The organism is Candidatus Tisiphia endosymbiont of Melanophora roralis (assembly GCF_964026575.1).
Taxonomy (GTDB): domain Bacteria; phylum Pseudomonadota; class Alphaproteobacteria; order Rickettsiales; family Rickettsiaceae; genus Tisiphia.
Map to the genome: position 1 here is coordinate 585,002 of NZ_OZ032161.1, position 12,578 is coordinate 597,579.

The 12,578-nt window shown below is 33.5% G+C and carries 16 protein-coding genes; 9 read left to right on the forward strand and 7 right to left on the reverse strand.

The features are described from left to right. Positions 1–49 precede the first annotated feature (49 nt). The 3 genes from AAGD53_RS02880 to AAGD53_RS02890 all read left to right on the forward strand — a co-directional run bounded on the left by AAGD53_RS02880 (position 50) and on the right by AAGD53_RS02890 (position 4,807). A complete protein-coding gene (locus tag AAGD53_RS02880) occupies positions 50–1,933 on the forward strand; it encodes a DUF3857 domain-containing protein (protein ID WP_341763205.1) in 1,884 nt (627 codons plus the stop codon). 319 nt (positions 1,934–2,252) lie between these two features. After that, complete coding sequence (locus AAGD53_RS02885) at positions 2,253–3,890, forward strand: IS1634 family transposase (protein ID WP_341763206.1); 1,638 nt, start codon at positions 2,253–2,255, stop codon at positions 3,888–3,890. A 155-nt stretch (positions 3,891–4,045) separates the two neighbouring features. Next, a complete protein-coding gene (locus AAGD53_RS02890) occupies positions 4,046–4,807 on the forward strand; it encodes a phage major capsid protein (protein WP_341763207.1) in 762 nt (253 codons plus the stop codon). Here the strand turns inward: AAGD53_RS02890 and AAGD53_RS02895 are convergent, their stop codons facing one another. Both AAGD53_RS02895 and AAGD53_RS02900 read right to left on the reverse strand, forming a co-directional pair. Next, complete coding sequence (locus AAGD53_RS02895) at positions 4,808–5,107, reverse strand: type II toxin-antitoxin system RelE/ParE family toxin (protein ID WP_341763208.1); 300 nt, start codon at positions 5,105–5,107, stop codon at positions 4,808–4,810. Beyond that, on the reverse strand, positions 5,100–5,375 hold the full coding sequence (locus tag AAGD53_RS02900) for a type II toxin-antitoxin system ParD family antitoxin (protein WP_341760865.1): 276 nt from the start codon (positions 5,373–5,375) through the stop codon (positions 5,100–5,102). The genes AAGD53_RS02895 and AAGD53_RS02900 overlap by 8 nt, the downstream gene beginning before the upstream one ends. A gap of 50 nt (positions 5,376–5,425) precedes the next feature. Here AAGD53_RS02900 and AAGD53_RS02905 point away from each other — a divergent pair, with 50 nt between their 5' ends. Both AAGD53_RS02905 and AAGD53_RS02910 read left to right on the forward strand, forming a co-directional pair. Continuing rightward, complete coding sequence (locus tag AAGD53_RS02905; RefSeq protein ID WP_341763209.1) at positions 5,426–5,734, forward strand: hypothetical protein; 309 nt, start codon at positions 5,426–5,428, stop codon at positions 5,732–5,734. 1 nt (position 5,735) lies between these two features. Then, on the forward strand, positions 5,736–5,939 hold the full coding sequence (locus tag AAGD53_RS02910; protein ID WP_341763211.1) for a hypothetical protein: 204 nt from the start codon (positions 5,736–5,738) through the stop codon (positions 5,937–5,939). Here the strand turns inward: AAGD53_RS02910 and AAGD53_RS02915 are convergent. Further along, positions 5,936–6,777 (reverse strand): IS5 family transposase gene (locus tag AAGD53_RS02915; RefSeq protein ID WP_341762384.1). Its coding sequence is split into 2 segments (ribosomal slippage): positions 5,936–6,405 and positions 6,405–6,777, totalling 843 coding nucleotides; the frame shifts between segments, so codons are not numbered across the junction. The two genes, AAGD53_RS02910 and AAGD53_RS02915, sit on opposite strands and share 4 nt — an antisense overlap. A gap of 175 nt (positions 6,778–6,952) precedes the next feature. Between AAGD53_RS02915 and AAGD53_RS02920 the strand changes: the two genes are divergently transcribed. From AAGD53_RS02920 to AAGD53_RS02935, 4 genes are all read left to right on the forward strand, one after another. After that, on the forward strand, positions 6,953–7,324 hold the full coding sequence (locus AAGD53_RS02920; RefSeq protein ID WP_341763212.1) for an IS630 transposase-related protein: 372 nt from the start codon (positions 6,953–6,955) through the stop codon (positions 7,322–7,324). Further along, positions 7,288–7,431, forward strand: a complete 144-nt coding sequence (locus AAGD53_RS02925) for a hypothetical protein (RefSeq protein WP_341762928.1) — start codon at positions 7,288–7,290, stop codon at positions 7,429–7,431. Before AAGD53_RS02920 ends, AAGD53_RS02925 begins: the two co-directional genes overlap by 37 nt. 289 nt (positions 7,432–7,720) lie before the next feature. Then, complete coding sequence (locus tag AAGD53_RS02930) at positions 7,721–9,067, forward strand: IS110 family transposase (protein ID WP_341762534.1); 1,347 nt, start codon at positions 7,721–7,723, stop codon at positions 9,065–9,067. A 60-nt stretch (positions 9,068–9,127) separates the two neighbouring features. Continuing rightward, entirely contained in the window at positions 9,128–9,472 is a 345-nt protein-coding gene (locus AAGD53_RS02935) for a transposase (protein WP_341763399.1), read from the forward strand. On the opposite strand, the gene AAGD53_RS02940 is transcribed toward AAGD53_RS02935, so the two are convergent. The 4 genes from AAGD53_RS02940 to AAGD53_RS02955 all read right to left on the reverse strand — a co-directional run bounded on the left by AAGD53_RS02940 (position 9,409) and on the right by AAGD53_RS02955 (position 12,120). Beyond that, complete coding sequence (locus tag AAGD53_RS02940) at positions 9,409–10,419, reverse strand: IS4 family transposase (protein ID WP_341763213.1); 1,011 nt, start codon at positions 10,417–10,419, stop codon at positions 9,409–9,411. The genes AAGD53_RS02935 and AAGD53_RS02940 overlap by 64 nt on opposite strands. Before the next feature lie 309 nt (positions 10,420–10,728). After that, positions 10,729–11,187, reverse strand: a complete 459-nt coding sequence (locus AAGD53_RS02945; RefSeq protein WP_341763214.1) for a transposase DNA-binding-containing protein — start codon at positions 11,185–11,187, stop codon at positions 10,729–10,731. A 64-nt stretch (positions 11,188–11,251) separates the two neighbouring features. Beyond that, positions 11,252–11,614, reverse strand: coding sequence for an IS630 family transposase (locus AAGD53_RS02950; protein WP_341763215.1), 363 nt, complete (start codon positions 11,612–11,614; stop codon positions 11,252–11,254). Between the two features lie 20 nt (positions 11,615–11,634). After that, entirely contained in the window at positions 11,635–12,120 is a 486-nt protein-coding gene (locus tag AAGD53_RS02955) for a helix-turn-helix domain-containing protein (RefSeq protein WP_341762723.1), read from the reverse strand. Positions 12,121–12,578: the final 458 nt, after the last annotated feature.

The following is a 12,578-nucleotide window of genomic DNA, read 5'->3' on the forward strand; positions in this document are numbered from 1 at the left end:
ATAATGCTGGTAACTAAGGGGTATTTTTTTATTTTTAGGATTATTTATAATGACTTATTTAAAATTTTGTCTTCGTCTAATATTATTAGTATTTTTAATAAACTACTCCGCTCAAGGAAGATGGAGTAAGTACGAAGATGCTCCTGTTGAAATAAAATTTTGTAACAACGATATTACTATTAACCAAGATGGTACTTCTGAAGAAATAGCGGAAATGCACGCAAAAATACTAAAAGAATCAGGACGTAGTCAGTTCTCTCACTATAGATTGTCTTATAATAACTATAGTGCCCAAATCTCTATATTGGAAGCTAAGACTATTTATAATGGGCAAGAATATGTAGTTTCTAAAGATATGATTGAGGATAAACCGCTAGCTAGTTTTGGACAAGGTTTTGATCAATTAAATCAGATAACTATCTCATTCCCTAAAGTGGAACTTGGTGCAGAAATATACTTAAAATGTAAGTTTATTAAAACGAAAGTCCCTGTAGATAATTTTTATGGTACTACTTTATTTTATGGTACGGACGGATACTTGCAAGCAGATCACACTAAGATCAATTCTAAATTGCCCCTAAATATCAAAGTAAACGACCCAAAAGGCGTATTAAAAGTTATTACCGATGCTGAAAATGACTTTCATTCGGCAGAGATTATCCTAGAGAAACCTGTTTATAATCAATTGACCAATGAACCAGGTAAGGGTATATTAAATATTAAGCACAGAACTTGGGTATCTTTATCAAGCTTAACTCAATGGCAAGATTTGGCCAAACAACTAGCTCCTGGCTATTCTAAGGTAATCAATCAACCACTTCCTACAATTTTCATGAATATAGCGGAATCTGCTCTAGATAAAAATACCGATGAAGAAAAAATTAATTTTGTCACTTCTTCATTAGCTGAGAAAATCCAATATATGGGTGATTGGCGAACAGTATCAGGTCGGTATTTTCCTAGAGATTTAGAAAAGATTGCTACTTCTCAAATTGGTGATTGCAAAGATTTTTCTGCAAGTACTGCTGCTATCTTGCAAAAGCTTGGGTTTAAGGTTCAACCCATTTTAGTAATGCGAGGTATTACTAATTTTTCTAACCCAAATGCACTACCTAATATGGGAAATTTTAATCATGTGATGCTTAAAGTAGCTAATAAAAATGGAAAAATATATTGGATTGACCCAACAAACTTTGTCAGTATGGCACAAGGAATTTTTCCGGATGTTGCAGGTAAGTTAGCCTTGGTATTAGATCTTCAGCAAGCAGGTTATACCAAAATTCCTGAAATAGCCCATCAAAATTCACAAGCTATAATGCACAATGAGTTGGTAATAAGAAATAATATTGTAGATGTGCATGGTCAGCTTGATTTGAAAGGAGAAGAAGCAGTAAATATAACAGGTGCGGGGTTACATAAGTCAAATGAACAGCTAAGGGATTTTACTTTCCACATGTTGACAGGAGTATATCTTGATGAAAAAGAGAAGAAATTTTTAAAATTACCTGATCTTACTTCTCGTATTGTCAAGGATCTTACAATTAAATACGCATATCAGCAAAAAAATCGAATTTTTAAAACCAATAAGGGGTCTGGTTTAAGGTTAAGATTATATGGGACGGAGGATATTACAAATACAGCTTTTGACCAAGTATCAGACCTTTTTATAGGTATACCTAACACTAACACAAGACATATAATTATAAAAAATATTATAATTAAAGATTGTAAAAAATTAAACTTTGAGGTTGATACTCCGTGGCTATATGTCAATAGATCATGTAAATATCAAAATAAAGATACCGAATTTACAGATATAATCTCCATAAGAAAAAGTTTGATTACCAATGAAGAGTTAAAAACTCCTCAGTATAAAAACCTCAAAAGCAACTTAGAAAATAAATTTGAGCGAGCTGCGATAGTTATTGAATGAGTATAATTATCCCACAACTGTTGAAAGTTAAAAAACAGTCTATTAGCAAAGAGACCGTCGCACAACTGTTGAAAGTTTACAAACACCTATACCACAGTGTCATTGCGAGCGTAAGCGAAGCAATCTAGGAAGCAATCTATAGATAAATGATGTTACTGGATTGCTTAGTCGGTCTTACAGCCACAACTGTTGAAAGTTAAAAATCGTCATCGCGACTCATCTTCTAGACGAAAAAGTGCTTAAAACACCTAAAGAATGAGGTTTATAAGGATTATGCTATAAGATTTGTAGTCATGTAAATGATGTTTTTTATTTGACAATGCTGGAATTTAGAGATATAATCTCTTTCATGTATATTACAACTGTTCCAAATAGAAATTCTCGTCCTGCAATATTGCTTCGTACCTCTTATCGCGAAGACGGGAAAGTATTAAATAAAACCCTAGCTAACTTAACTAACTGGGATGATTTACGCATTGAGGCTTTTAAGAAGATGCTTAAAGGTGAATTTGATGGTTTAGATGGTGTTCCTGAGGTTGGTGAAAGTTTTGGGACTATTTTTCTACTAAAAAGAATTGCTGATGAAATTGGTATTACTAAGGCTCTTGGTACTAGAAGCAAAGAAGCTTTATTGAGTCTATTTTTGGTTTTAGCACGCTTTGCTCACCAAGGGTCTAGACTTTCCAGCGTGAAATGGGCGAAATCGCATGCGATATCTGATGTATTATCTGTCGATTCATTTGATGAAAACCATTTATATCAGGCTCTAGAATGGTTAGAAGAGAACCAAGAAAAGATCGAATTAAAATTATTTAAAACTTATCAAAAGAAAAATAACAAGCCGCCTGTTATGCTTTTATATGACGTCACTTCCAGCTATTTCGAAGGAACAGAGAATGAACTTGCGGAATATGGGTACAATCGGGATAAAAAGAAGGGTAAAAAGCAAATAGTGATTGGTCTATTAACTGATGATCATGGCGAACCTTTGGCTGTTAGAGTTTTTAAGGGTAATAGTGCTGATCCTTCTACCATTTATGAGCAGATTGAGCTAGTAAAATCTAATTTTGGTATTAAGAATATCGTCTTTGTTGGTGATAAAGGAATGATTAAGAGACTAGGCAAAGAAGGCCTGACCAAAGAAGGATGGGACTATATTACAACCTTAAGTAAAGTTGAGATTGAAAGCTTAAAGAAAAGCGGAGTTTTGCAATATAGTTTTTTTGCAGAACAGCTATGCGAAGTAACCAATAATGGCAAAAGATATATTTTAAGGAAGAATGGTTCTATAGCCCGAAAAGTTGAGTTTGATAGGAATACCCGAGTTGAAAAATTGGTTGCAAAGATTGAAGAGCGTAATATATATGTATCAACCCATAAGAAAGCAAAGCCAGAACTTGGTTTAAATAATATTCAAAAAATTACCAAAGAATGGCGGATAGATAAATTTATCAACCTAAAATTAGATGGCAACCAAATAGTGGTTGAAATTGATCAAGATAAGAAAAAAGAGTTGTTTGCTCTTGATGGTTGTTATACGATTGAAACGAAAGTTGAAACTGAAATCATGAGCAAAGAATTGGTTGATAAAGCTTACCATAATTTACATGAAGTAGAATCAAATTTTAGCAGTATGAAGACAGGATTACTTGAAGTAAGGCCGATCTTTTTAAGAAAAAGCGATAGAACGAAGGGTCGTGTATTTGTATGTATGCTGTCATTAAAAATATGGCGCTATATGAAAGATAAGTTGAAACAGGGTTATGACGTAACCAAAGATGGTAAATACAATGTAACCATTGAAGAAGCATTAAGAGAGTTGGATAAAATATGTTTTTTATATTACACAATCAAAGGTTGCAAGGTAGCAAGATTACCAAAATTAAGCGAGTTTCAACAAAATTTATTCAATTTATTTGATTTAACGATGCCCCAAATGACAAAATCTGCAAAATGATAAAATGTAGTCAGTAAAGAAAATTTAATTTTCTATCCCATACACCGCATGACAATCTACTTCTATAGCATAATTTTTGCTCATATTTATCTCGAAGATGAGTAGTTAGTACCGATTACCTAAGCAACAATTTTATTGAACTGCTGCGTAACAAAATGCTTGTTAAGCAAATGGGAGCTAAAGTAATGAGCGGCTTGCATGGCGATGTAGCAATACCAAAACAAACTGGTGGAGCTACTACTTTTTGGGTATCAGAAGGGAGAAGCCCTGAGCATAGCGAGCAAGCCTTTGCCCAAGTAACACTCTCCCCTAAAAGCATTGCAGCTTACACTGATTTTACCCGCAAATTAGTGCTACAATCTAGTCCTGATATAGAAAATCTAGTACGCAGTGATCTTGCTACCGTTATTGCTCTTGAAATTGATCGGGCTGCGATAAGTGGTAGGGGCATTGGGGCTGAGCCATTAGGTATTCTTAACACAACTGGCATTGGTAATGTTACTTTTGATGACGATGATCCAATAAGTTGGGGTAAGATCGTAGACCTTGAAAGCCTAATTGCTGCAGGAAATGCTGATATTGGCACGCTTGGCTATTTATGTAATGCCAGCATACGGGGAATTTTAAAGCAAACAGAAAAAGCTGAAGGAACTGCCCAATTTGTTTGGGAAAGTAGTAGTGAGCTAGGTTTTGGTTACCTTAACGGCTATAGAGTTGGAACAACCAACCAAATACCAGCTGATACTATATTATTTGGCAATTTTGCTGATCTAATTATTGGACAATGGGGAGTGCTGGATGTATTAGTAGACCCTTACACTTTAGGAACTAGCGGTGGCATTAGAATAAGAGTCATGCAAGATGTAGACATTGCAGTTAGACACGCTGAGAGTTTTGCAGTACTAACTAGACAATAATTATAGGTAATTATTTTTGATATCACGATAAGAACTTGTAACCCGCAAAATTTGCAATGGCTTTGTTTTAGGATTATATATTATGTAGTAGTTATAAACTAACCAAAAACGTACAGGTTTATCAGTTAAATCTTCACGTTTACTTCCAATGTCAGGATTTGCAGCTAGTTTAAAAAACGCTTGTTCAAAAAGATTGGCTATTTTTTCAGCAGCTTTGGGGTTATTTTTGGCGATATATAACCAAATATCCTTAATATCTTGCTCTGCTTGAACAGTTAAGCAAAAATTATTTTTACTCATGAGACTTTAATTTATCTTTACGAAAATTCCTGAAATTTTGTAGAGCTTGGTCACCTGAAATAACCTTACCTTCAGCTGCTTGGTCAAGACCTATTTGAATTTCCTGATTAAGCCACATTTTATAGTTTTCAAAACTAGTGTTGTGAGTTTCTGATTTAATAAGTAAACGTAATGCAGCTCTTATAACTTCACTGGAAGAATGATAAAAACCACTTTCTACCTGTTTATCTATATATTTTTCGAGTTCCGGTGTTAAGGACACATTCATAATTATCAGCCATAATAACAATAATTGATATTATAATAACATAAATAGTTATGATCTTTCAAGAAGATTTTGCTGAGTTTTTAGACACAGAGCAAGGATTTGCAGTAGAGGCAACAGTAACGCCAAAAGATGGACTAGCTTACCAACTCAAAGGGATATTTGTTAACAACTACTACCCTATAGATATTGGAACAAGTGGCTTTGTCGGATTCAATCCAAGCTTTGAATGCTGTGAGGAAGAGGCAAGAAAAATCAATTATGGAGATATACTAACTATCCGGCAAACAAAGTACAAAATTGTTGAAATCAAACAAGATGATACTGGTTGGGTAGTGCTGGAATTAGAGCGACAAAGCTGATATGCTGCATGCTAGAACCAGCATAAGGCAAACTTTTGTGGATATCCTTAAAGGAAAAACGGCAGCAAAAGATAAAGTTTACGATAGTCGTTTATATAATATGAATAACAGCACTTTGCCGGGGATTATCATATTTTCTAGCCAAGAAGAAATAGTAACCAGCACTATCAGTCCACCAAGATGTAAGAGCTTGTCCGCAAACTAAGTAATAGAAGTAATCCTACGAAGAAGTAATCGACTCATAGCCAAAAAAATTATATTTTCACTAGAATCAGTAAGAAAATCATATTCCTTGGAGAGCCTTCTATTTCTATTTATCCAAGCAAAGCTTCTCTCAACAACCCATCGCCTTGGCTGTACTTTAAACCCAACTTCCCTTGTTGGCAATAGTTCTAGTGGTGTATTTTTTGGTATCCAAAATCTGCACACTGGGCGTTTAACAATTTCTAAATCTATGTTATACTTTTCCTTAATGAGACCCTTTAAATCTTTAGACTGATACCCCATATCAGCCCACATTTGTTTAATAGTAGTGTACTCTTTTTGCATGTTACTGAGTAGCACTGTAGCTCCGTATCGATCATTCTCATTCGCAGAACCGACATAACAACCTAATACAAAGCCTTGTGTATCGGTAATAATATGCCTCTTTCTGCCCTTAATTTTCTTAGCTCCATCATAACCTTTAGCTCCCCTTTTTCTGTTGTCTTGACAGACTGACTATCTATTATGCAAGCACTAGGATACTCATTTCTACCTAATTTTCGTCTAACATCCTTGATAAGTTCATGGTTCATACGTTCAAATACACCTTGCTTCTTCCATCTTCTAAATTGTTCATATACTGTCTTCCAAATTGGAAAGTCATGCGGCATATATCTCCACTGACACCCAGTACGTAATACATAAAAAATTGCATTCAAAATCTCTCTTTTGCTATGTTTTAAAGGTCTACCTCCCTTTACATACGATACTTGAAACAAACCCTCTATCCTTAACCATTCTTCATCTGTTAAATCTGTTGGATAATTTTTTCTGCTCATTCTTTTATACTTCTTACTAATAATACTTTGTTCACTTCATCATACCTTAATTTTAGTTTGCGGACAAGCTCTTAGACTAATTATCTTTCAATAAAGAATGAAGATGGTATAATTTAAGTTATATAGTGAAACACATTGAATTAGGTGAGTTTATATGATATAAATAAGAGAAAAAATGTCAACAAGCCCATATAGTCAAGATTTAAGAGAAAAAGTAATAAATTATATAGAAAAAGGTAATAGTCAAATATCTGCTGCTAAGATATTTGATATACACAAGAATACAATTAGTCGTTGGAAGGTAAGGAAGAAAAAAGAAGGAACAATATTAGCAAAAGCGAGATTAGGATTTAAAAGTAAAGTTGACAAGCAACAGTTAGAAGAATTTGTCAAAAATAATTCAAATATTACGCTAAAAGATATTGGTAAGAAATTTGGGATTACAGGCACTCAAGTTGGAAGAATATTAAAGAAGTTAGGCTATAGTTATAAAAAAAAACCTTCAGCTATTTGGAAGCAAGTGCAGAAAAACGATCTGAATATTTAGAAAAGGTCAGTAAATATGACAAAGAGCAAATGGTATATCTTGATGAGAGTGGTATAGATAGGACTATTTGCCAAGATAGCACCAAACAAACTGCTGCACATTTGTAAAAACATAAACAAACTTTGGTGGTAAGCCATCAACAACAAGGTATAGTGTTTGCGATTATTGTGTGTTAAAGTTACAGTTAGCCGAGTTGGTAAAGAGCTATAACCGACCACCACAATGGTGCAGCTTTAAGGCAGCCCGTAAGATAGCATGGTTTTGGAGTTGTTGGTAATATCATTGATGGCATTATGTGTTTATGATACGTAAGAGACCTCGTTTAAGAGATTAATTTTTTCATTCAATACTCCAACTTAAAATTAGCTCGGTCTAATTCTTAGTGTAGGAGATGATATGACAAATAAAAAGAATGATAAACAGAAACTATCTGTAATTAATCCTGATGCGGCAGGTATTGATATTGGTTCTAGAGAACATTATGTTTGTGTACCAGCTGATAGGGATGAAAAGAATGTACGAAAATTTGCTGCTTTTACCAGTGATTTAAGAGAAATGGCAGATTGGTTAAAAAAATGTGGAGTTAAGACGATAGCTATGGAATCAACAGGGATATATTGGATACCTGTATTTCAGATTTTAGAGACTACTGGCTTTGAAGTTATATTGGTGAATGCTAGGCATGTGAAAAACGTACCTGGACGTAAAACAGATGTAGCTGATTGTCAGTGGTTACAACAACTTCATAGCTATGGATTGTTAAGTGGTTCATTTCGTCCAAAAGATCAGATATGTGAATTAAGAACTCTTACTAGACAAAGAGACAGATTAACAAAGAATGCTGCAACCCATGTAAACCGTATGCAGAAAGCACTGAATGAAATGAATATCCAATTACATCATGTGATTAGTGATATAACAGGTGTTACAGGAATGAGTATAATAAAAGCAATTATTGCTGGTGAAAGGGATGCAAATAAATTAGTCACATTTAGGGATAGTCGTATAAAAAGTGATAAAAAGACTATTATCAAAGCTTTGGAGGGAGATTATCGCAAAGAGCATCTTGTAGTATTAAAGCAAGAATTAGATATTTATGAATTTTACCTAAAACAAATCAAGGAGTGTGACGAAGCAATAGAAAGCTGTTACAAAGAGTTTGATAAACGTGGTGATGGTGATGTAACAAATAAGCAACGCAAGAACAAAAATTCTCCAAAGTTTGATTTACAACAATCACTATATAACGCAGCAGGAGCAGATTTTACTGCAATTCCAGGGCTAAGTGAGCTAAGTGTACAAACGATAGTATCGGAAGTGGGGTTAGATATGGACAAATGGAGTACAGAGAAACATTTTACATCTTGGCTTGGCTTAAGTCCTGCTAATAAAATTACCGGTGGTAAAGTATTTGATACGAGAACAAAAAAGGTAGAAAATAAAGCAAGTATGGCATTCAGGATGGCAGCTCTTAATCTAGGTAGAGGTAAATCAGCACTAGCAGGATTTTACAGAAGGATAAAAAGTAGAGCTGGTACACCAAAAGCTATTACAGCAACAGCAAGGAAGTTGGCATGTATGTTTTATCGATTATTAAAATATGGTCAAGACTACGTCGAACAGGGAATTGAAACGTACGAAAAACAATACCAAGAAACAATGGTAAAAAATCTGCAAAAACAGGCAACACGACTAGGGTTTAGTGTGGTTAAAATAGAGCAGTCATTGGAATCAGTTTGTTAAGAGAGCAGTCATTGGAATCAGTTTGTTAAGAGAGGTTGGGGTAAGGTAGGAAAATTATTAATTGGACAAAAGAGTGGCAAACATTATCAAAGAACTAATATAATAGCTGGTTTGGTAAATAATAAGCTGATAGTTCCTTTTGTTTTTAATGGCACTTGCAATACAGAACTATTTAACAATTGGGTTGAGAAGTTTTTAATTAAAGAATTAAAAGCAGGACAGGTTGTAGTACTGGATAATGCTAGTTTCCATAAATCAAAGAAGACGAAAGAATTAATAGAATCAGTAGGTTGTAAGGTTATTTTTTTGCCCCCATATTCTCCTGAATTGAATCCTTACTTTTACCCACAATTCTGGGAGAGAAATATAGATAATATTTCGATACTTTCTGTAAGATTTTCGTAGCCCCTCCATAGTGTCATAGTTCCTGGTAATTTATCATTTTTTCTATTCATAAATCCTCCTAATTTACCAAGCCAGATAATAGCTTGTTTCATAGTTGGAGGTTCTTCAGGTATGAAAATAGTTTTATGCTCTCGAATATAAAGAGTTTGCCATTCTTGTGAAGTTAAAATCTTAGTACACACTTCTTGCGGATGAGATATTGCTACTTTTGATAAATATAAAATTTTAAATGCAATGATGCTTTTTATGGCAATTAATTTTTCTAGTCTTTCTTTTGTAGCTAAACGAGAATTTTCTATTTTACATCCAGATTTTAGAACTCTGAAATATTCTTCAATTCTCCATCTTAACTTATACCAATTTATCCTTTCAATCGCATCTTCAAAATTACTGACAGGAACATTAGTTAGCAAGAGCCAATCAATTGCTTCCACTCCTTTAGGGGGGACTTGTTCTTTAGCTCTTACAACATAGAGCACTACTTTATCACTGATTTTGTGTTCAGTATTTTTTGAACCATATAATGAAGGGGTTCTAATTGGTATTAAACCAGACATATATTTTATTTCAATATTTGCCATTCTTGCTGCTTCATTGTTCTTTTTTGGAACTTGAATTACTATTTCTTTCTTTGCGGATATCTGATTTATATGGGTTTGCAAATTTGTTTTTCTTCCCTCTGTAGAAATAAATTTTCTATTTTGTCTATTACGAACAATAAACAAACTACCCTTTTCTTGACACGACCATAATAGTTCAAAGATATCTGCTTCTCTGTCACCAATAGTTATAACTTTAGTATCTTTAGGTATAATATGCATAGTGTCCTTAAGTGCTGCTATCCACTTATAACTTTCTTTATCTTCAGTAGAAGATATATATTTTCTTCTTGATTTTTCTTGTGCAGTTTCTTCACGTATAACACGAGCCCAACATTGTTGACTCATCTTCGAGACGAAAAAGTGCTTGAAACGTCTAAAGAATCAGGTTCGCAGTGGTTTTGGTATGAAGTTTGTAGTCATGTAAACATCACTTTTCTACTTGACATACTAAAAATTAGTCAACATAATGCTTCTTATGTGTATTACCATTGTTTTGTTTCAAATAAAAACTCTTGTCATTAAAGTACACTTTTATCAGTATTTCTTTATTATAAAATTCCACAGGTGAAAAAATGTAGTCAGTAACGAGAATTTAATTCTACACTCCACTCGTCGCATAATACTCACGTTCTATAGCATAATTTCTGCTCATATTTATCTCGAAGATGAGTGTTGAGAAGATAATCCTAAAGGTAATCCTTCCATTGTAAACATCAAGGCACTATGCACAATCAGCCCCATTTTATGTTTTGTATAAGACTTTGAGACGCTACCGAGCCCTTTAGTTTTAATATGAGAATCAAAATCTAGGTATGTTGTATCCTGAACTGAAAATACAAACTCATTACCTTTAATCCTTTCTTGTGTTTCTTTATAATGTGAATAATAAATTCCCGCTGGATCAAATTTTTTATTGCTAAATAATCTATACGCTCCTTTAGCCTCTTTCCAACTTCTGCAACTTTGATTTATTGAACCAAAAGCTTTGCTTTCTATAAGTGAGCTAGTTTTAATAAGTCTTTTTATAAGCCTTTGATCTCCAAAGTTAACATGCCTAAATTCCCTTTCTAACCACTTATCACCTAAGTTGTAAGCATTAGATAACGCTTGCATATTCCTCATTCTTTCCCCTTCTTATATTTTAAGTATATAATTCAATATTAGTTTATACTTAATTTTATATTTGTGGGTAAAAGTAAGGATTCAATTCAGGAGAATATGGGGGTAAATAAAGAATTTCTATATTTGTTGCAATAATTAGCTCTTTAGCTTTGTGCCATCCAGCACAATCCATAACAATAATCGCTTTTTGTTCTCCTATCTGTTTAGACATCTCTGCCAAAAATATATTTAAACAAACGGTATTGACATTTGGCATCATTAAAGTAAAATCATCACCTGTGATTGGGTTAACCGCACTATAAACATAGAAATTTTGAAAGCCCATTTTGGCTTTAACTTGAGTTCTGCTACCTTTACGAAACCAACCATAACCTAATTTAGAATGAGTCCCAAAACGTGATTCATCAAAGAAATACAAGTAACTGCTAGGGTTATTTGTTATTGTTTCTTGAAGTTTTTTTTAGACCCTTCATGAGTTTCTTTATTCTGTTTGTAATGCACTGGTCTTGGGGTAATGTATGCAAATTTAAGTTTCTGTAATACTCTATGTACAACCGATTTACTAGCATCAATCTCCAAATTTTCTTTAAGTTTTATGATGATATTTTTTATTGTCATGTTACAATCGTCTTGTAACCATTTATTTATTGCTTCACAACAATTTTTTGTTAATTTACTTTTTCGTCCTCTACCTTGTTTATATTCAAGGCTTTTATCATTACCTTGAGCAAAGCTTTTTACCCAGTTCCTAAGCGTATTGGTTGTTATATTAAATACCTTACATACTACACCAACACCATTTTCTTTAGCAGCAATTATAGCCATAAGTCTAATAGCAACTCTATTATCTCGGTTCATGCTTGCAAGTTGCTCAATAGCACGTTGGTATAACTCTTCTGTTATTAATCTTTGATGACATCCCATTATATTCCTTTCCTTAATTTATTCATAAACTTGGAATATTATAACATAATCTCATCTTTTTTCTACTATTTATACTAATTTAAATTAGGGAATTAGTATTACAAGGTTTTCAGGGGATATTAAAAGTGCAGTAAAGAAGCAGTAAAAACGCACTGCTCTTTTGGAAAATACTACAAACCCTTATACTATAAGGCTTTCAGGGGATAGCAAAAATGCATTTAAAAACGCAGCAAAGATGCAGTAAAAAAGCACTGCTTTTTTGGATTACCCGCAAACCCTTTTAGAAACTGGGATACAAGGCAGGTCAAAAAAGCAGTACGCTTTTAAATAAAAATGCGTTTTTGGACTACCCGCAAGACCTTATACTACAAGGCTTTCAAGGTAGGTCAAAAAAGCAGGATTTTACATATATATAAATATATATAGCAGACTTATAAAAAGTCTGCCGTAGATATATA